This window comes from Plantibacter sp. Leaf314, from assembly GCF_001423185.1.
In the GTDB taxonomy this organism is placed as follows: domain Bacteria; phylum Actinomycetota; class Actinomycetes; order Actinomycetales; family Microbacteriaceae; genus Plantibacter.
On the sequence record NZ_LMOB01000003.1, the window covers coordinates 291,235 to 311,158 of the forward strand.

Consider the following 19,924-nt stretch of genomic DNA (forward strand, 5'->3'; position numbering starts at 1 on the left):
GGCCCGCGCCTGACCCCGGCCCGTCCGACGGCCCCATCCGACACCCCCGCATCCTGAACCGAAAGAGTCACCCATGAGCAAGCACGACCACGGCTTCGCCACCCGCAGCATCCACGCCGGCCAGGAGTTCGACCCCACCACCGGGGCGATCATCCCGCCGATCTACCAGACCTCCACCTTCGTGCAGGACGGCGTCGGCGGGCTCCGCGGCGGCTATGAGTACAGCCGCTCCGCGAACCCGACCCGCTCCGCGCTGGAGACCCAGCTCGCCGCCCTCGAGGGCGCCAAGCACGGCTTCTCCTTCGCCTCCGGCCTGGCCGCCGAGGACGCGCTCATCCGCACCGCGCTCCGCCCCGGCGACCACATCGTCATCGGCAACGACGTCTACGGCGGCACCTACCGCCTCATCAACCGCGTGCACGGCGCGTGGGGGATCGAGCACACCGTCGTCGACCTCGGCGACCTCGCGGCCGTCGAAGCGGCGATCATCCCGGGCCGCACGAAGCTGTTGTGGGTCGAGACGCCGAGCAACCCGCTCATGAAGATCAGCGACATCGCGGCGCTCGCCGCCCTCGCCCACCGGCACGAGGTGCTCTCGGTGGTCGACAACACCTTCGCGTCCCCGGCGCTCCAGCAGCCGCTCTCGCTCGGTGCGGACATCGTCGTGCACTCCACCACCAAGTACCTCGGCGGACACTCCGACGTCCTCGGCGGCGCCATCATCATGAACGACGACGAGCTCGCCGAACAGCTCGGCTTCGTGCAGTTCGCCGCCGGAGCCGTCTCGGCGCCGCTCGACGCCTGGCTCACGACGCGCGGCATCAAGACGCTCGCGGTCCGCATGCGCCAGCACAGCGAGAACGCGCAGGCGATCGCCGAGCACCTCGAGGGCCACCCGGCCGTGGAGCGCGTGTACTACCCGGGTCTCGAGAGCCACATCGGCCACGAGCTCGCCGCCAAGCAGATGTCCGGGTTCGGCGGCATGCTGTCGCTCGCGCTCGTCGGTGGCCCCGCTGCGGCGAAGCGGCTCGTCGAGAAGACGAAGCTGTTCGCGCTCGCGGAGTCGCTCGGTGGTGTCGAGTCCCTCATCGGGCTGCCGGCGCAGATGACCCACGCCTCGGTCAAGGGCACCGAGCTGGCCGTGCCGGAGAACGTCGTCCGACTGTCGGTGGGCATCGAGGACGTCTCCGACCTCATCGCCGACCTCGACCGAGCCCTCGCCAAGGTCGTCAAGGCGAGCGCCAAGCACTAGCCGTCGTCAGAGACCCCGTTCCCGTCCCGTTCGTCTCCGTTCGCAATTCAGGACCGCCTCGGCGTGTCCGGCGCTGACGAAGCCGCCTGCCCGCGGCGCGCCGGGCGCGTCCTGAATTGTGGACGGGAGCGGGGAGCGGGTACCCATCCGGATCACGGCTTGACCTCAACTCGACTTGAGGTTCTAGGCTCGGATCCGTGACCGCAGCCTCCCCGCAGACCTCCCCGACACCCGTGCCGACGGAGACCACCGACGACGGCATCTTCGGACGTCGGTTCCTCCTGATCACCATCGGCGCGTGTGCGCTCGTCTTCCTCGGCGCGTTCGAATCGCTCGCCGTCACGACGATCATGCCGCTCGTGAGCGCCGAGCTCGACGGCGAGCAGCTCTACGCCCTCGCCTTCGCCGGCCCGCTCGCCGTGAGCGTCATCGGTATGGTCGCGGCCGGCTCCGTCGCCGACCGCATCGGACCGGTCCAGCCGCTCCTCGCCTCGGTCGCCCTGTTCATCGTGGGGCTGCTGCTCGCGGGGACGGCGACGACCATGTGGACGCTCGTCGCCGGGCGGCTCGTGCAGAGCCTCGGCTCCGGGGCGATGACGGTCGCGCTCTACGTCCTCGTCGCTCGCATCTACCCGCCCGCGCTCCACCCGCGGATCTTCGCCGGGTTCGCCGCCGCGTGGGTCGTCCCCTCGCTCATCGGACCGTTCCTCGCCGGCGTCGTCGCCGAGCAGTTCACCTGGCACTGGGTGTTCCTCGGTGTGGTCGGGCTCGTCGTGATCGCGACCGTCCTGCTCCTCCCGGCCCTGCGGATGCTCCGCGCAGCGGCGGTCGAGCGCGCCGACCGGCAGGCGGCGGACGCGGCGGCGACCGGCGGCCGGACGGTGGCGCCCGGATCGACGAACGCGGCCGACGTCCGACGGCTCGGCTGGGCCGTCCTCGTCGCCGCGGCGGTGCTCGCGGTCAACGTCTCGACCGAGTTCTCCGGCTGGACCGCCTGGCTCCTCCCGATCGTCGGCGCGGTGGTCGCGATCCTCGCCCTCCGTCCGCTCGTCCCGCTCGGCACGCTGACGGCGAGGCGGGGTCTGCCGACCGTCATCCTCGTCCGCGGCCTCACCTCCGCCGCGTTCTTCGGCGCCGAGGTCTACGTGCCGTACCTGCTGACCCGCGAACACGGGCTCACCCCGGCGCTCGCCGGTCTGGCGCTGACGGGTGGGGCCATCGCGTGGTCGGTGTCCTCCTGGTTGCAGGGACGCCTGGGGGACCGATTGTCGAACGCGAATGCCGTGCAGATCGGCTCGTCCCTCGTGACGGTCGCCGTCGCGGTCGCCCTGCTCGCCGCGCTCCTGGGCCTGCCGCCGGTGGTGCCGATCGCCGCCTGGGTGGTGAGCGGTGGCGGGATGGGGCTCATGTTCCCGCGGCTCAGCGTCATGACGCTCGCGTACTCGGACGAGCGCTCGCAGGGGTTCAACAGCGCGGCCATGTCGATCGGCGATGCGATCGGCGGTGCGCTCGCCCTCGCCGCGACCGGGCTGGCGTTCACCGCGCTCGACGGCTCCGTCGGCCTCGCGGGTGCGGGCTGGGTCGCCTCAGGTGGGGTCGCATTCGCCGGCTGCTTCGCGATCGCGCTGCTCGCCGGTGTCGCGGCCGTCGTCGTCGCGCGACGCGTGCGTCGGCCGGAACCGTCCCGCGCGGACGGGTGAGTCGGACCGCAGTCGCCTGGGTAGTGCTGCGGTGCGTGGGGGGTAGCGTCGCCCACGCATCGCTGCAGTGCCCAGGGGATGTGCGCGAGATCGAGGACGAGGGCCTCGGGTAAGGTCGACGTCGATCGTGCAGGTACCCGCGACGGCTGTCGCCGGGAGGGCTCGCGCAGACGAGGAGTGTGATGCAGGACCCGACGACCGCTCACCCCGATCGGCCCGTCCACCGGTCACCTGTCTGGCCGCACCTCCTCGCGCTCGGCATCGTCGCGGGGACCGTGATCGTCGGCCTCCTCGTCTACCCCTCCGCTCCGGACCCGATGCCGGTCCATTTCGACGCCGCACTCCGGCCGGACGCCTGGGTGGGCAAGAATCTCGGCGGGTTCCTCCTCCCGGCGATCATCGGCGCCGCGGTCGTCGTAGTCTTCTGGATCGTCGCCGCCTGTGTACCGCTCGCCGGAACGACCCGACCGGATGACGAGCCACGGGCCACTGCCTCGACGTGGGCCACGCAACTCTCGCCTCGCCCCGAGGTGACGGCGGCCACCATGGCGGCGACCATGCGGCTGCTGGGGAACCTGACCATCGCGACCGCCGCCCTCATCGCCGTCCTCGCGATCGCCACCTGGTTCGGTGTGCCCTCGTGGATGGCACCGTGGCTGCTTCCACTGCTGATGGCGGTGTTCTTCGGATCACTCGCCGTGTCGTGCGTGCGCGTGGTCCGAGCGCAGCGCGCGGTCGTCTGAGGGCGTTCGCGTGCGCGAGGGCTCCCGAAGCCGCGTACCCTTGATGCGTACGTCTCGGCTCGTCCCCCCAGTGACCGCTCCTCGTGTCTCGGAGCCGGAGACTGCAGAAGGACTCTCTTGAGCGACGAATGCAAACACGGTTTCGACAACGGCCTCTGCGCGACCTGCTTCCCACCCCCGCCGCGTGAGGTGCCGGTCGCCGAAGCGCCGGCCCCGAAGGTCCGTCGGTCGACCGTCGCACCCTCCCTGCGCGAGCCGGCCCCGACCCGCGTCCGCGCCGCCGCGACCACGAAGACGGCCACCCGTGCCGCCGCCGCATTGCCGGTCGTGCGCGTCGGCGAACAGCGCCTGTACCACGTCACCCACATCCGCAACCTCGAGCGCATCCTCGAGACCGGGAGCATCCTCCCCGTCGCCTCCGCGGCCCTCCCCGACGGCCCCGTCGTCGACATCGCCGCCCCCAGCCACCGCGACGCACGCCGCACCATGGTCCTCGCGGGCACGGACGGCCTGACCCCGGCCGACTTCGTCCCCTTCTTCCTCACGCCGGACGCCGACCTCTGGGCCGGCATCCGCGCCGGCGAGGGCGACATCCGCCTGTCCGCCGACGCACTCGCCTCCGCGGTGAACGACTACGTCGTGCTCGTCACCACGATCGACGGCGCCTCGGTGCACCCCGGCGAGTTCGACGCCGACACCGGCCGGCCGTCCCGCGCACGGGTCGTGGTCGCCGACGGTGACGCGTCCCACGTGCTCACGAGCATCGGCGCCAACGCGATGACCGCCGACCGCATGGTGCAGCGCTTCGCCACCGACGAGGACCCTGGCGCCCTCCGCCGGGCCGAGGTGCTCGTCGAGGACGCCGTCCCGTTCGACCGCATCACCGTGATCGGCGTCGCGACCGTGAACGTCCGCGAACACGTCAAGCGGCTCGTCGCCACCGCCGGCCTCCGCACGAAGGTCGCCGCCTACACGCCCTGGTTCCAGGAGCACGTCGCCGAGTAGCTCGGAGCGCTACTCGTCCGTCCGCGTTCGCAACTCAGGACGCCGGCGGCGCGTCGGCCGTATCCGACGACGGTCACGCACGGCTCACCGCCGCGCTCCTGAATGGTGAACCGGACAGAGACGGGGCAGGGGGCAGACTGGCCGCTCAGGTGCGGGGCGGGGTGCTCTCGCGGAGCACGACGGTCGCGCCGACCGGTTCGACCGTGGTGCTGTCCGTCGCCGGGTCGAGCGCGAGCCGGACCGCATGCTCGCCGACCGCCTCGAGCGGCACCGCGACCGTGGTGAGCGCGGGCGTCACATCGCGCGAGGTCGCGATGTCGTCGTAGCCCGCGACCGCGAGGTCCGCCGGCAGTGAGAGTCCCGCCGCGCGGAACGCGGACATCGCCCCGATGGCCATGACGTCGCTGACGGCGAAGACCAGCTCGACGCCGTCGAGCCCCTGCTGGAGGAGTTGCTCGGCACCGTGGCGCCCGCCGTCGCGGCTGAAGTCCGCCCGGACGATCCTCGACGGGTGGATCGCGATCCCGTGCTCGGCCAGGCCGTCGGCGAAGCCGCGCACGCGTTCGCGGGCGGTGAGGAGCCGGTCGTCACCCGCGATGACGGCGAACCGGCGGTACCCGGCGGCGACGAGGGCGCGCGCGAGCTCCCGGGCGCCGGTGGCGTTGCCGAGTTGCACCGTGGCGAACGGCAGGGTCCGCTGCGAGACGAGCACCACCCGGCCGCCCGTGGACTCGTACGCCGCGAGCTCCTCGGCCAGCCGATGTTCGGAGGCGACACCGTCCCACCGGCTGCCGGTGAGGATGATCGCCCGCGGTCGCTGCCCCCGGAGCACCCGCACGAGTTCCAGCTCCCGCTCCGCATCGCGATGCGTGACGGCCATCGTGGTGGCGATGCGCTGTTCGTCGGCCGCGCGGATCGCCCCCGCCGCGATCGACGAGAAGTACGGGTCGGCGATGTCGCTGACGAGGAGCGAGATCGTCGTCGACAGGCCCTTCGCGACCGCCTGGGCGGAGAGGTTCGGCGTGTAGTTCAACCGGAGTGCGGCGTCGAGCACGCGGCGGCGGAAGGTCTCGTTGACCGTGCGGGTGCTGCCGTTCAGGGCGCGCGACGCGGTGGCGAGGGACACCCCCGCCTCACGGGCGACGTCGTGCAGCGTCGGCGGGACCGGCGTCGCACGGTGGTCGTCGACCGTCATGGTGCTCCTTCGTACTGGCGGCTGCTGAGACACACTCTGCCACAGCGCGGCCGTGGGGATCAGGGGTGGAGATCCGCGGCATCAGGGGGATCGAGGTGCGGGACGACCGCCGACCGGAACGTCTCGACGGTGCGCGCGACCACCGCGTCGAACGGGGCGTCCCAGATCTCCTGGTTGAACAGCTCGACCTCGACGTCGCCGGTGTACCCGGCGACCTCGACGGCCCGGGTGAGCGAGGCGAAGTCGACGACGCCGTCGCCCGGGTAGTGCCGGGCCAGGAGGACGTCCGCGGGCAGTGGGGTCGCCCAGTCGCAGGCCTGGTAGCTGGAGATCCGGCCGGTCGCGCCCGCTCGGGCGATCTGCTCGAGGACCTGCGGGTCCCACCAGAGGTGGAAGGTGTCGACGACGACGCCGACCGCCTCCGGGGCGAACTGCTCGGCGATGTCGAGCGCCTGACCGAGCGTCGAGACCACGGCGCGATCCGACGCGTACATGGGGTGCAACGGTTCGATGGCGAGCTGGACCCCGGACTCGAGGGCGTGGTCGGCGAGTTCGCCGATCGCGTCGCGGACGAGTTCGCGGGCGCCGACGATGTCGCGGGAGCCCTCGGGGAGGCCGCCGACGACGAGGACGAGGGCCGGGGCGCCGAGGGCTGCGGCTTCGTCGACCGCCGTGCGGTTGTCGTCGATCGAGGCGCGGCGGGCCGGGCCCTCCGGCATGGTGAAGAACCCGCCGCGGCAGAGGCTCGAGACGCGCAGGCCCGCATCGGTGAGGAGTCGGGCGGACGCGGCGACGCCGTACTCCTGCACCGGTTCCCGCCAGGCGCCGAAGCTCGTGACGCCGGCGGCAGCGACGGCCGCGACCGCCTCGGGCAGGGTCGCGTACTTGATGGTCGCCTGGTTGATCGAGAGTCGCGCGTGCGGGGTGGTGCCGCCGCTCACCGGTTCCTGAGTCTGTCGAAGGGTGGTGGTGCTCATCGGGCTCCTCCCGCCGTGGTCAGCGTGCCGACGACCCCGGCCGTACGCAGCAGGCCCGTCCAGCGCTCGGCGGCGAGCTCCGGGTGCTCGAGTGCGCCGGCGGCGTCGGCCAGGCGGACGATCTCGGACAGGTGCGGGATGCTCCGAGCCGCTTGCAGACCACCGACCATCGAGAACGCCGGCTGGTGCCCGTTCAACCAACTGAGGAAGGCGATGCCCGTCTTGTAGTAGTAGGTGGGCGCGGCGAAGATCTGACGGGACAGGGCCTCGGTCGGGCGGAGGATCCGCTCGTACCCGGCGGGGTCGCCCGCGTCGAGGGCCTGGATCGCCGCGGAGGCCGCCGGGGCGATCGCCGTGAACGCGCCGAGCAGGGCGTCGGAGTGGCCCTGCTCGTCGCCGGCGATGAGGTCGACGTAGTTGAAGTCGTCGCCCGTGAACATCGTGGTCCCGGACGGGAGTCGGCGGCGCACGGCGATCTCCGCGTCCGCGTCGAGCAGACTCATCTTGACCCCGGCGACGTGGTCGGCGTTGTCGGCCATGATCCGCAGGAGGGTGTCCGAGGCGGCTGCGACGTCCGTGGACCCGAGGTACCCGGCGAGGCTCGGATCGAACGCGGTGCCGAGCCAGTGGAGGACCACCGGCGACTGCGCCGCGGACAGGACGCGGTCGTAGACGCGACGGTAGTCGTCGGCACCCTGCGCTGCCCGGGCGAGGTGCCGGCTCGCCATGAGGACCGTCCCGGCCCCGGCGTCCTCCGCGAAGGCGAGCTGTTCGAGATAGGCGTCGGTGACCGCGTCGAGTGAGACCTGCTCCTCGGCGAGGTGGTCGGTGTTCACGCCGACGACGAGCGCCCCGCCCACCGATGCGGCCTCGGCGGCGCTCCGCGTGATCAGCTCACGGGTGGCGGCCGTGTCGAGCCCCATGTTGCGTTGGGCGGTGTCCATCGCGTCGGCGACGCCGAGGCCGAAGGACCAGACGTGGTGCCGGTAGGCAAGGGTCGCATCCCAGTCGAGGTCCGCCGGGGCACCGGGGACGTTGTCGGCCCAGGCCTTCGGCACGACGTGCGCGGCGGCGTATGCGGTGCGACTCGACAGCGGGGCGGTGGGGCGCGTGGCGGCGACCGGTTCGCGGAGGTCGAGGGACGTGACCTCGCCCTCCGTCGAGAGCAGGCGGACGCTGGTCATCGGGCGACCGACGCTTCGAGGGACGCGAGCTCGTCGGCCGAGCCGTCGCCCGCTCCGAGCGTGACCTCCGGCAGGTCGAGACGACGACCGGAGCGAGAGCTCTCGAGGCCCAGCTCCGCGAGCAGTACGCCGCGTGCGCCGGCGAGCAGGTCGAACTCGTACGGGCCGTCCTCGACGACGTGGCGGATGAACTCCTCCCACTGCGTCTTGAAGCCGTTCTCGAACACGTCGTTCGTCGGGACGTCCTGCCAGTCGGCCGCGTAGTCGTGGTCGTCGGCGAGATCGGGGTTCCACACCGGCTTCGGGGTGACGTTCCGCGGCTGCACCTTGCATCCGAACAGCCCGGCGACGGCGGAACCGTGGGTGCCGTCGACCTGGAACTGGACGAGCTCGTCGCGGTCGACGCGGACGGTCCAGCTGGAGTTGAGCTGGGCCACGACACCGCCCTCCAGCTCGAAGATGCCGTAGGCGGCGTCGTCCGCGGTCGCCGCGTAGGCCGAGCCGCGCTCGTCGAAGCGTTCCGGGATGTGGGTCGTCGCCTTCGCGTAGACGGACTCGACCCGGCCGAAGAGGTTCTCGAGCACGTAGCTCCAGTGCGGGAACATGTCGACGACGATGCCGCCGCCGTCCTCGGAGCGGTAGTTCCAGCTGGGGCGCTGGGCCGGCTGCCAGTCGCCCTCGAACACCCAGTAGCCGAACTCGCCACGCACGGAGAGGATGCGGCCGAAGAAGCCGGAGTCGATGAGTCGCTTGAGCTTCCGGAGGCCGGGCAGGTACAGCTTGTCGTGCACGACGCCGTTCTTGACGCCGGCCTCGGCCGCGAGGCGCGCGAGTTCGAGGGCCTCCTCGAAGGTCTCGGCCGTCGGCTTCTCGGTGTAGATCGTCTTGCCGGCGGCGATCGCCTTGCGGAGTGCCGTCGCGCGGGCCTTGGTGACGAGGAAGTCGGCGTAGATGTCCCAGCGCGGGTCGGCGAGCACCGCGTCGAGGTCGGTGGAGGTGTGCTCGACACCGTGCTTCGCGGCGAGTTCGTCGAGGGTCGCCTGATTGCGGCCGACGAGGATGAGTTCGATCTGACGACGGCTGCCGTCGGAGAGCTGGACGCCGCCCTGCTCCTGGATCGCGAGCAGCGACCGCACGAGGTGCTGCCGGTAGCCCATGCGCCCGGTGGCGCCGTTGACGATGATCCCGATGGTCTGCTCTGACACGGTGGCTCTTTCTCTCGATCGCGTTGTAGCCCTGCGGCGACGATGCCGTCAGGAAAGCGTTTACCGGTCACTGTAGAACGAGAGGCGACGACGTGGCAAGGGATTCCTGCGATCGCCGCGGAACCGATCCGGATTCGCGTAACGATGCCGGATGAATCGTTGCATCGGTCGTCGGGGCCGTGATAGAACTTGATGCAGCTCAGCCGGGAAACGCTTTCCGGCAGTGTCATCAACGACGATCGACAAGGAGGTCCGACGTGTACCGTGCAGTTGCAACGGCGCCCAGGACGACGTTCACGAGGGGCACTCGGTGAGCGCGCTCGGCGAGCTCCGCAAGCTCAGCGCAGGCAAGCGCCCACAGACCGCGGCCGAGAAGGCCTTCATCAAGAAGGACAACCGCCGCGACAACAAGGCGGCGTACCTGTTCCTCCTGCCCTGGCTCATCGGCCTCGCGGTCATCACCGTCGGCCCCATGGTCGCCTCGCTCGCCCTGTCCTTCACGAAGTACAACCTGCTGCAGGCGCCGACCTTCATCGGGTTCGACAACTTCATCCGGATGATGAGCGACGAGCGACTCCACAACTCGCTCGGCGTGACCTTCGTCTACGTCTTCGTCTCGGTGCCGCTCCAACTCGCGGCCGCACTGGCGCTCGCGGCGCTCCTCGACCGCGGGCTCCGCGGCCTCGCGATCTACCGATCCGTGTACTACCTGCCGTCGCTCCTCGGATCCTCCGTCGCGATCGCCGTGCTGTGGAAGCAGGTGTTCGGCGGCGAGGGCCTCGTGAACCAGTTCATCGCGATCTTCGGCATCGAAGGACGCAGCTGGATCGCCGACCCGTCGACGGCCCTCTCCACCCTCATCACGCTCAACGTGTGGACCTTCGGTGCGCCGATGGTGATCTTCCTCGCCGGCCTCCGGCAGATCCCCGTCATGTACCACGAGGCGGCGCAGATGGACGGGGCGTCGAAGTGGCAGCGCTTCACCAAGATCACCCTGCCGCTGCTCACGCCGATCATCTTCTTCAACCTCGTGCTGCAGATCATCCACGCGTTCCAGGCCTTCACGCAGGCCTTCATCGTGTCGGGCGGAACGGGCGGCCCAGCCGACTCGACGCTGTTCTACACGCTGTACCTCTACAACCGCGGCTTCTCGAACTTCGACATGGGCTACGCCTCGGCCATGGCCTGGTTCCTGCTCCTCATCATCGGAGTCTTCACCGCGATCAACTTCTGGGCCTCGAAATACTGGGTGAACTACGATGACTGACACGCTGACCACACGGTCCATCACGACGGACAGCAAGAACCGCAGTCGCGAGGCCAAGCAGGCCGAACGCCAGTACCGCCGCGCACGCGGGTGGTCGCCCTGGAAGTCCGTGCTGAAGCACGTCGGGCTCATCCTCGTCGGGTTCATCATGCTCTACCCGGTGATCTGGCTCGTCGTCTCCTCGCTCCGCCCCACAGAGGAGATCTTCCGGAACCCGGGCATCGTCCTCGACAGCTTCGAGGTGAGCAACTACAGCGAGGGCTGGAACACCCTCTCGGAACCGTTCCACGTCTTCCTGCTGAACTCGGTGCTCATCGTCCTCGGCTGCATCGTCGGCAACCTCGTGTCCTGCTCGATGGCGGCGTACGCCTTCGCCCGGCTGAAGTTCAGCGGCAAACGGTGGTGGTTCGCGGCGATGCTCATGACGCTGATGCTGCCGATCCACGTCATCATCGTGCCGCAGTACATCATGTTCTCCCAGCTCGGCTTCGTGAACACGTACCTGCCGCTCATCCTGCCGAAGATCCTCGCGACCGACGCGTTCTTCGTCTTCCTCATGGTCCAGTTCATCCGCGGCATCCCGAAGGAGCTCGACGAGGCCGCCCGCATCGACGGCTGCGGCCACCCCCGCATCTTCGGCGTCATCATCCTGCCCCTCATGGTCCCGGCGCTCGCGACCACCGCGATCTTCACCTTCATCTGGACGTGGAACGACTTCTTCAGCCAGCTCCTGTACCTGACGAAGCCCGAGATGTACACGGTGCCGCTCGCGCTGCGGGCCTTCATGGACGCGCAATCGTCGACCTCGTGGGGGCCGATGTTCGCGATGAGTGTCGTGTCGCTCCTCCCGATCTTCCTCGTCTTCCTCTTCGGTCAGCGGTTCCTCCTCAAGGGCATCGCGACGACCGGCGGCAAGTGACGCGGTCCTCACCGACCGACGGCACCGGAACACCTGTACCAGCCCGACCAGCACCAGACCCAGCAGCACCGGATCCAGCGACACCGGATCCGCATCGATCGATTCGAAAGGGAACAGCATGAGCATCAGCAAGCACGGCAGAGCCGCCGGCTTCATCGCGACGGGAGCCGTCGCCGCGCTCCTCCTCGCCGGTTGCAGCGCCGGAGGCGACGCCGCGACCGAACTGTCCGACGAGCCCGTCACCCTCCGGTTCACCTGGTGGGGCAACGACGCCCGCACGGCGGCCACCCAGGAGGTCATCGCGGCCTTCGAGAAGGAGTACCCGAACATCACCATCGAGCCCCAGTTCACGGACTGGGCCGGGTACTGGGACAAGCTCGCCACCGAGACGGCGGCGAACGACACCCCCGACATCATCCAGATGGACGAGAAGTACATCGCCACCTACGGCGACCGGGGTGCACTGCTCGACCTCAAGACCGTCGGCGACCAGCTCGACCTCAGCGACTTCCCCAAGGAGACGCTGACCTCGGGGACCGTCAACGACTCGCTCTACGGCGTGCCGTCCGGCATCACGAGCTACTCCATCGTGGTGAACCCGACCCTGCTGGCGTCGGCCGGCATCGAGATGCCCGACGACGAGACCTGGACCTGGGACGACTTCACCGCGCTGAGCGAGCAGGTGTCGGCGGCCGGTGGCGGATCGATCTACGGGTTCCAGCCCTTCGGCTTCGAGGACGGCGGCCTGAACAACTGGGCACGCCAGCACGGCGACGAGCTCTACAACGACAAGGGCGAGGTCTCCATCAAGCCCGAGACGCTCGCGTCCTGGTGGAGCTACCTCCTCGAGCTGGTGAACGACGGCGCGACGCCGTCCGCCTCGGCGATCGTCGAGAAGCAGGCCGGCGGTCTGGCGGAGTCCTTCACCGCGACCAACGCCGCGGCGTTCGCCCCCTGGTGGAACAGCCAGCTGACGGCACTCACCGAGGCGAGCGGTTCGCCGCTCGAGCTGCTGCGCATCCCGACCGTGGACGGCGGCGCCGACGGCTCCGCCTACTACAAGCCGTCGATGTACTGGTCGGCGTCCGCCCGGACCGCCCACCCGGCCGAAGCCGCGCTGTTCATCGACTTCCTCGCGAACAGCGAGACGGCCGCCGACTCGCTCCTCACCGAGCGTGGTGTCCCGGCGAACACGAAGATCCGCGAGTACATCACGCCGAAGCTGGCCGAGACGGACCAGGCGGTCGTGGAGTTCCTCGACGGCCTCGCCGACGACATCGGTGAGCCGCCGACCGTCACGCCCGCCGGTGGCAGCGCGATCGAGGCGCTCGTGAAGCAGTACACCGAACAGGTGCTGTTCGGGAAGAACACGCCCGACCAGGCTGCCGAGGGGTTCATCAAGGACCTGAAGGCCGCGGTCGCCGCGGGCTGACCCGGCACCAGCCCATCCGTCGACGGGCCTCGCCCTCACCCACGAGGTCGGTTCGGCCGTCACCGTGCACCTCGACGGCGTCGAGATCCTGCGGTACACCTACCGCCCGGACACCGTCCAGCGCGAGTCGCCCAAGCCGTACCTCCACCCGGTGCGGACCGCGGGCGGCGCCCTCGTGACGTTGGCACGACCGCACGACCACGTGTGGCACACCGGGTTCGCCTGGGCGCTGCCGCACGTCGGCGACGACAACTTCTGGGGCGGGCCGACGTTCACCGGCACCGCCTACGAGCAGCTCGAGAACAACGGCCGCTCCGAGCACGTCGCGGTCACGGCCGTCAGCGCAGAGCCCGATGAAGCGAGGTTCGCGCACACCCTCGCGTGGATCACCGAGGGCGGTCGGCGCATCGTCGACGAGGAGCGCTTCCTGACGGTGCGTCCGGTCGCCGACGCCTGGACGCTGACGTTCGAGACCCGGATGCGCAACGTCTCCGGTCGCGAGCTGTCGATCGGTTCGCCGACGACGAAGGGTCGGGAGAACGCCGGCTACGGCGGCTTCTTCTGGCGGGGTCCGCGCTCGTTCACCGGAGGGACCCTCCACACGCCCGACGGCAGCGGCGGCGACGAACTCCGCGGCACGAGACACGCGTGGATGGGCTTCACCGGCCTGCAGGACGGCACCGCGGCGGCCTCGAGCGTCGTCATGGTCGACGACGAACGGAACCCGGCGCACCCACCGCAGTGGTTCGCCAGGACCGAGGAGTTCGCCGGCCTCTGCCCCGCGCCGTTCTTCAGCGAGGAGCTGCCGTTCCGCGACGAGGAGACCCTCGGGTTCCGGTACGCGGTCGTCATCGCCGACGGAGACGGCGCCGACGGCCGGGCGGCATCACTCGCCCGATCCGGTCGCGACGCCCTCCGTCGCAACTCACCCGCCTGACCCGTGGTGGGAGGCGGTCGTGTTCCGCCCGCCGCCATCGCCACCGCAGCACCGACCCGGAAGGACCATCGCGCATGACCACGACCCGCGAACGCTACGCCCTCATCGGCACCGGACACCGGTCCCAGATGTACCTCGACGCCATCGTCGGCCCGCACGCCGACGTCGCGGAACTCGTCGCCTGGAGCGACAGCAACCCGGGCAGGATCGACCACTACGAGCGTCTGCTCGCCGAGCAGGGCGTGGCACTGCCCGCCCGCTACGGCCCCGACGACGTGGAACGGCTCATCACCGAACAGCGCGTGGACCGCGTCATCGTGACGACCCCGGACTTCACCCACGCCGACATCGTCTCGCGAGCGCTCCTCGCGGGCGCCGACGTCATCGTCGAGAAGCCCCTCACGATCGACCGCGAGGGCGTCGAACGGATCGCCGCGGCGGTCGCGGAGAGCGGCCGGAACGTCGTGACGACCTTCAACTACCGCTACAGCCCACGCAACTCGGAGCTGCGGCGGATCGTGCAGGACGGCCGGATCGGCCGGGTGACGAGCGTGCACTTCGAGTGGGTGCTCGACACCGTCCACGGGGCCGACTACTTCCGCCGCTGGCACCGCGAGAAGGAGCACTCCGGCGGTCTGCTCATCCACAAGGCCTCCCACCACTTCGACCTCGTCAACTGGTGGATCGGGGCGCGGCCTGCCTCCGTGTACGCGTCCGGCGGCCTGCGGTTCTACGGCGACGCCAATGCCGCCGAGCGAGGCCTTGGTCCACGACCGGAGCGCGGGTCGGTGCCCGACGACACCGAGGCGGCCGCTCGTGGGCGGTCGTCCGACCCGTTCGTCCTCGACCTCCGGGACGACCCACGACTCGAGTCGCTGTACCTCGACGCCGAGCAGCACGACGGCTACCTGCGCGACCGCGACGTGTTCTCGCCCGGGATCAGCATCGAGGACAACCTGTCCGTCCTCGTCGACTACGACGGCGGCGCCTCGCTCAGCTACTCCCTGAACGCGCACGCGCCGTGGGAGGGGTACCGTGTCGCGATCAACGGGACGGAAGGTCGCGCCGAACTCGAGGTGGTCGAACGCGCTGCGGTGCTCGTGGGGAGCGACGGCCGCGTCGTCCTCGACCCGAGCCTGCACGCGGACGGTGCGGGGGCTGGGACGGGAGCCGGTACGGGCCGTCCGGTGCGTTCGCGTGGTGAGCGCCTGGTGCTCCAGCGGCACTGGGAGGAGGCCGAGGAGATCCCGATCCCCGAGGGTGTCGGTGGCCACGGCGGCGGTGACGCGTACCTCCTGCGCCACCTGTTCGACCGCATCACCGAGGACGAGCTGGGACGCCCCGCCGGGTACGACGACGGCGTGCGGGCGATCTCCGTCGGCATCGCCGGCAACGAGTCGCTGCTGACCGGTCGTCCGGTGGCGACGATCGCGCCATGAGCGTCGGGCCGGGCGCGGAGTCCGTCCCGGCCGGCGAGCACCTCCCGGTCACCGAGCGTGTCGAGGTGCGCTCGCTGGCGCCTGCACCCGGCCGCGACCCCGCGCTGCGGGCGCTCGCGGACCGATCGCGCGAGGCGGGCGGCCAGGTCGGCTCCGGGATCGGGTCGCTCGCCGCGACGCGTGGTCGCCTCGCCGAGGTCCTCGGGCTCCTGCCGCGCCCGCGGATCGCGGAACCCGCCGAGCGGCTCGTGGAGTGGACCCGCGACGGTGTCGACGGGGTCGAGCTCCGCTGGTCGACGGGGTTCGGAGCGCCGAGCTCGGCGTGGCTCCTCCGGCCGGCAGGCGAGACGGGCGCGCTGCCCGGCGTCCTGGCGTTGCACGATCACGGCGGCTTCACCCGGGTGGGGCGGGAGAAGCTCGCCGACGGCCCTGACGGCGTCCCGAGCACGCCGACGGTCGCCCGCGAGGAACTGCAGGCGTTCCGCGACCGCTACTACGGCGGCCGCGCCGTCGCATCCGACCTCGCCCGTGAGGGGTTCGCGGTCCTCGTGCACGACGCCTTCGGCTGGGGATCCCGGCGCACACCGGACGAAGCGATCGCCGACCGGTTCCATCGGAGCGTCGACCTGCAGCTCGCCGGTCGACGGGCCGAGTCGATCCGGGACGGTGCGGCGGCCGCCGAGGTGACGCCCGGGCAGCGGTCCGAGTTGCTCACCGCCGCGAACGAACCCCAGCTCGCGAAGGAACTCGGCGTGCTCGGCACCTCGCTCGCCGGCCTCGTCCTCCGCGACGACCTCATCGCGCTCGATCAGCTTGCTGCCGCGACCGGTGTCCGTGCCGACGCCGTCGGGTGCTTCGGGCTGTCCGGCGGAGGTGCGAGGGCCGTCCTCCTGGCGGCCATGGACGATCGCATTCGCGCCGCCGGGGTGGTGGCGATGATGTCGACGTTCGCCGGGGTCCTCGACGGGCACGCGGATCAGCACTCCTGGTCGTTCCTGTCGCCCGGGCTCTCCCGCGTCGGAGACTGGCCGGCGCTCGCCGCCCTCCGTCCGGCGCTCCCGCTGCTCGTGCAGTACGCCGAGCGTGACGAGCTCTTCGGGCTGGCGGGCATGCACGACGCGCATGCGATCCTCACGGAGCGGTACCGGGCCGGTGGTCGCCCTGGCGCGTACACCGGCACCTTCCACGATGAACCGCACCGGTGGTCGGTCGCCATGCAGGCCGAGCTGCGCGCCTGGCTCACTGTCGCTCTCGCCTGACCTGCCTGCCGCGCCTGCCCCGACTCTCGACCCGCACATCATCTCGTCCCCAACTCAGGAGAGCTGCGGTGTGTCGGGCCTGGTGGGGGTCGGCACGCCGGAGGAGTCCTGAGAAAGGGACGGTGGTGCTGGTGCGTTCGCAATTCAGGAGGGGTGCGGGGTGTCGGGCCCGGGACGGGGTTCCGGCGGGTGGCGCGCCGGGAGCGTCCTGAGTTGTGAACACGGGTGGGTGGGATTGGGTGGATTGTCTGTCCCGTTCTCAGGAGAGCTGCGGTGTGTCGGGGCTGGTGGGGGTCGGCACGCCGGAGGAGTCCTGAGAAAGGGACGGTGGTGGGCGGTGTGTGGTGGTGCGTTCGCAATTCAGGAGGGGTGCGGGGTGTCGGGCCGGGGACGGGGGTTACGGTGCGTGGCGCGCCGGGGGCGTCCTGAGTTGTGAACACGGGTGGGTGGGATTGGGTGGATTGTCTGTCCCTAACTTAGGAGAGCTGCGGTGTGTCAGGGCCTGGTGAGCGCGGCACGCCGGTGGAGTCCTGAGAAAGGGACGGTGGTGGGTGATGTGGTGGTGGTGCGTTCACAATTCAGGAGGGGTGCGGGGTGTCTGGCCCGGGACGGGGGTTCCGGCGGGTGGCGCGCCGGGGGCGTCCTGAGTTGTGAACACGGGTGGGTGGGGTGGAGTGGGCGGGTTGGCTGGGTGTCCCTTACTCAGGAGAGCTGCGGTGTGTCGGGCCTGGTGGGGGTCGGCACGCCGGAGGAGTCCTGAGTGAGGGAAGGGGGGCGGTCAGGTGAGGGGTGCCGGTCAGGCGGGGAGCTCCAGCACGCCGTCGACGCGGCGGGGGAGACGCAGCGGGTTCGACTCGTGGAGCGCCTCGGGGAGGACGTGCTCGGGGGCGTCCTGGTAGACGATCGGACGCTGGAACCGGCGCACGGCGGTCGCCCCGACGGAGGTGTGGAGGGAGGTGGTCGCCGGCCATGGCCCACCGTGGTGCTGCGCCCAGCCCACCGCGACGCCCGTCGGCCAGCCGCCGAAGAGCACCCGGCCGGCGAGCGGTTCGAGCCGCGACACCAGCTCGGCGACGTCCTCGTCCGCAGCCGCGTGCACGGTGGCGGTCAGCGCGCCGCCCACTGCAGCCAGGACCGCGTGCAGCTCCGTCTCGTCGGCGTACTCGATGACGAGCGTCGCCGGTCCGAAGATCTCCTCGAGCAGGACCGCCGGGTCCTCCAGCACGGTCACGGCGGTCGTCGCGAGGACCGTCGCGACACCCGACTCCGGCGCTCCCGCGTCGCCACCGAGGAGCGTGCGCACACCCGGGTGCGCGGCGGCACGAGCAGTACCGCTCGCGTAGGCGTCGGCGATACCGGGCGTCAACATGCGCCCCGCAGCCGTGCCGCTCGCTGCGTCGGCGACGAGTTCGGCGAACCCGCTGCCGGCAGGCACGAGGACGAGGCCGGGGTTCGTGCAGAACTGACCGACCCCGAGGGTGAACGATCCGGCCAGCCCGCGCGCGAGGGCCTCGGCACCGTCGGCGAGCGCCGCCGCCGTGATCACGACCGGGTTCGTGCTGCCGAGTTCCCCGTAGAACGGGATCGGCGCCGGCCGCTGTGAGGCGAGGTCGAACAGGGCCCGGCCGCCGGCGAGCGAGCCGGTGAACCCGACCGCAGTGATCGCCGGGTGCTGGACGAGCGCGGTGCCCTGCTCACGACCCTCGACGAGCGCGAACGTGCCCTCGGGTGCACCGGCGTCGCGCAACGCCTCGGTGACGATCCCCGCGGTCAGTCGGGAGAGCCGCGGGTGCGCCGAGTGGGCCTTCACGATCACCGGACATCCGGCGGCCAGCGCCGACGCGGTGTCGCCGCCGGCGACCGAGAACGCGAACGGGAAGTTCGAGGCGCTGAACACGGCGACCGGGCCGGTCGGTCGCAGCATCCGTCGCAGCTCCGGTTTGGGCGGGGTGGCGGCGGCGTCGGCGTGGTCGACGACGACCTCGAGGAACGCGCCGTCGCGCAGGACGGTCGCGAACAGGCGCAGCTGGCCGGTCGTCCGCGCGACCTCGCCCGTGAGTCGCGCGGTCCCGAGGTGGGACTCCTCGTCGGCGAGCGCGACGAGCTCGTCGCCCCGCCCGTCGAGGGCGTCGGCGACGGCCTCGAGCCAGGCGGCGCGCGTCGAGGGTGACGAGGCCGCAAGCAGGGGCGCTGCCGTGGCGGCGAGTGACGCGGCCTCATCGACGGTCGTGGTGGTGCTGGCGGTGTTGGTGGTCATGATGACTCCTCGGGAGTGGTGTGGTGTCGGCGGAACGGACCGGCGGCCGGACGGCGTGGTTCAGCGGGCGGTGTCGGCCTCGGTGGGGTGCTCGCGGATGACGAAGCCGAGCCCGGGCCGGGCCTCGACCCGGGCCCAACCCCGGCTGATGGTGACCGGTCCTGGCGCGTCGATGGCGCCGATGGCGACGAAGTCGGCGTCCTCCACGTCCTCGATCTCGACCGTCTGCGGGAGGGCGAGGGCGAGCTGCCCCGAGAGGTCGGGGAGGAGGTGCGGGGCGAGGATCAGCCCGGCGTCCTCGACGAGCTCGGCGATCCGCAGGAACGGGGTGATGCCACCGACGCGGACGACGTTGGGTTGCAGGACGTCGGCCACGCCACGGTCCACGAGGTCGCGGAACCGATGGATCGTGTGCACGTTCTCGCCGAGGGCGATCGGGATGTCCGTCGCCTGATGCAGCCGTTCGTAGCCGGCGGTGTCGTCGGAGCGCAGCGGCTCTTCGATCCAAGCGGGGTCGACGACGCTCAGCCGTTCGAGTGCTGAGGTCGCCCGCTCGAGGTCCCAGCGCTGGTTGGCGTCGATCATGAGCCGGCGGTTCGGGCCGAGCAGTTCGCGCGCCATGGTGAGGCGGTCGAGGTCTTCGGCGACGTCGGGTTTGCCGACCTTCACCTTCACCGCGTCGTGGCCTGCCGCGATCCATCGCCCGACCTGCGCCGCGAGGGCGTCGGCGTCGAGGTGTAGGTTGACGCCGCTCCCGTAGGCGCGGACGGTCTCACGGCGACGACCGAGCAGCTCTGCCAGCCCGAGGCCCGCCCGGCGCCCGCGGAGGTCCCAGAGCGCCGTGTCGAGCCCGGCGAGTGCGATGGTCGTGATCCCGCCGCCGCCGGCCTCGTGCAGGTGGGCCCACAGCTGCGGCCAGAGGATCTCGGGTTCGGTGGAGGAGCCGAGGGCGGCGGACGTGATGTCGTCATCGAGCAGGGCTCGGACCGCGGTCGCGCCGATCGTCGGCGTCCACGTGAAGCCGGAACCGGTCGCGCCCTCGTCGTCGACGACGTCCACCCGGACGAGGTGCAGCCACGGCGCTTCCGGCACCCATGGTCGCGGCATCGTGAACCGCTGCAGGGTGGTGGTGATCGAGGCGATCGCCGGCATC

At 71.0% G+C, this 19,924-nt stretch carries 16 protein-coding genes; 10 read left to right on the forward strand and 6 right to left on the reverse strand.

The window, feature by feature from the left end:
- The first annotated feature begins 73 nt into the window (after positions 1–73).
- The 4 genes from ASF68_RS17495 to ASF68_RS17510 all read left to right on the forward strand — a co-directional run bounded on the left by ASF68_RS17495 (position 74) and on the right by ASF68_RS17510 (position 4,700).
- Positions 74–1,252: a cystathionine gamma-synthase gene (locus ASF68_RS17495; RefSeq protein ID WP_056014171.1), complete on the forward strand. Its 1,179-nt coding sequence runs from the start codon at positions 74–76 to the stop codon at positions 1,250–1,252.
- A 197-nt stretch (positions 1,253–1,449) separates the two neighbouring features.
- Positions 1,450–2,952: an MFS transporter gene (locus tag ASF68_RS17500; protein WP_369796527.1), complete on the forward strand. Its 1,503-nt coding sequence runs from the start codon at positions 1,450–1,452 to the stop codon at positions 2,950–2,952.
- A gap of 182 nt (positions 2,953–3,134) precedes the next feature.
- Complete coding sequence (locus ASF68_RS17505; RefSeq protein ID WP_056014175.1) at positions 3,135–3,695, forward strand: DUF1648 domain-containing protein; 561 nt, start codon at positions 3,135–3,137, stop codon at positions 3,693–3,695.
- A 117-nt stretch (positions 3,696–3,812) separates the two neighbouring features.
- A complete protein-coding gene (locus ASF68_RS17510) occupies positions 3,813–4,700 on the forward strand; it encodes a DarT ssDNA thymidine ADP-ribosyltransferase family protein (RefSeq protein WP_056014178.1) in 888 nt (295 codons plus the stop codon).
- Positions 4,701–4,845: 145 nt separating this feature from the next.
- Here the strand turns inward: ASF68_RS17510 and ASF68_RS17515 are convergent, their stop codons facing one another.
- From ASF68_RS17515 to ASF68_RS17530, 4 genes are read right to left on the reverse strand one after another with little or no spacing between them, the layout of a single operon-like run.
- The gene (locus ASF68_RS17515) at positions 4,846–5,895 is read right to left on the reverse strand and encodes a LacI family DNA-binding transcriptional regulator (RefSeq protein ID WP_056014181.1); all 1,050 of its coding nucleotides are present in this window, start codon (positions 5,893–5,895) and stop codon (positions 4,846–4,848) included.
- A gap of 59 nt (positions 5,896–5,954) precedes the next feature.
- Positions 5,955–6,872, reverse strand: coding sequence for a sugar phosphate isomerase/epimerase (locus tag ASF68_RS17520; RefSeq protein ID WP_082498791.1), 918 nt, complete (start codon positions 6,870–6,872; stop codon positions 5,955–5,957).
- Complete coding sequence (locus tag ASF68_RS17525; RefSeq protein ID WP_056014184.1) at positions 6,869–8,056, reverse strand: dihydrodipicolinate synthase family protein; 1,188 nt, start codon at positions 8,054–8,056, stop codon at positions 6,869–6,871. The genes ASF68_RS17520 and ASF68_RS17525 overlap by 4 nt, the downstream gene beginning before the upstream one ends.
- Complete coding sequence (locus ASF68_RS17530; protein WP_056014719.1) at positions 8,053–9,213, reverse strand: Gfo/Idh/MocA family protein; 1,161 nt, start codon at positions 9,211–9,213, stop codon at positions 8,053–8,055. Before ASF68_RS17530 ends, ASF68_RS17525 begins: the two co-directional genes overlap by 4 nt.
- A gap of 358 nt (positions 9,214–9,571) precedes the next feature.
- On the opposite strand from ASF68_RS17530, the gene ASF68_RS17535 reads away from it, so the two are divergent.
- The 6 genes from ASF68_RS17535 to ASF68_RS17560 all read left to right on the forward strand — a co-directional run bounded on the left by ASF68_RS17535 (position 9,572) and on the right by ASF68_RS17560 (position 16,514).
- The gene (locus tag ASF68_RS17535; protein ID WP_056014187.1) at positions 9,572–10,528 is read left to right on the forward strand and encodes a carbohydrate ABC transporter permease; all 957 of its coding nucleotides are present in this window, start codon (positions 9,572–9,574) and stop codon (positions 10,526–10,528) included.
- Positions 10,521–11,447 carry a carbohydrate ABC transporter permease gene (locus ASF68_RS17540; protein ID WP_082455582.1) on the forward strand — a complete coding sequence of 309 codons (927 nt, stop codon included), beginning with the start codon at positions 10,521–10,523 and terminating at the stop codon, positions 11,445–11,447. Before ASF68_RS17535 ends, ASF68_RS17540 begins: the two co-directional genes overlap by 8 nt.
- Before the next feature lie 118 nt (positions 11,448–11,565).
- A complete protein-coding gene (locus ASF68_RS17545; RefSeq protein ID WP_082498792.1) occupies positions 11,566–12,879 on the forward strand; it encodes an ABC transporter substrate-binding protein in 1,314 nt (437 codons plus the stop codon).
- Between the two features lie 64 nt (positions 12,880–12,943).
- Entirely contained in the window at positions 12,944–13,816 is an 873-nt protein-coding gene (locus ASF68_RS17550; protein WP_056014189.1) for a PmoA family protein, read from the forward strand.
- A 74-nt stretch (positions 13,817–13,890) separates the two neighbouring features.
- Positions 13,891–15,255: a Gfo/Idh/MocA family protein gene (locus ASF68_RS17555; protein ID WP_056014194.1), complete on the forward strand. Its 1,365-nt coding sequence runs from the start codon at positions 13,891–13,893 to the stop codon at positions 15,253–15,255.
- Entirely contained in the window at positions 15,252–16,514 is a 1,263-nt protein-coding gene (locus ASF68_RS17560; RefSeq protein WP_056014197.1) for a hypothetical protein, read from the forward strand. The genes ASF68_RS17555 and ASF68_RS17560 overlap by 4 nt, the downstream gene beginning before the upstream one ends.
- Before the next feature lie 796 nt (positions 16,515–17,310).
- Here ASF68_RS17560 and ASF68_RS17565 read toward each other — a convergent pair.
- A complete protein-coding gene (locus ASF68_RS17565; RefSeq protein ID WP_056014199.1) occupies positions 17,311–18,771 on the reverse strand; it encodes an aldehyde dehydrogenase (NADP(+)) in 1,461 nt (486 codons plus the stop codon).
- A 60-nt stretch (positions 18,772–18,831) separates the two neighbouring features.
- Positions 18,832–19,923: a mandelate racemase/muconate lactonizing enzyme family protein gene (locus ASF68_RS17570; protein WP_056014202.1), complete on the reverse strand. Its 1,092-nt coding sequence runs from the start codon at positions 19,921–19,923 to the stop codon at positions 18,832–18,834.
- Position 19,924: the final 1 nt, after the last annotated feature.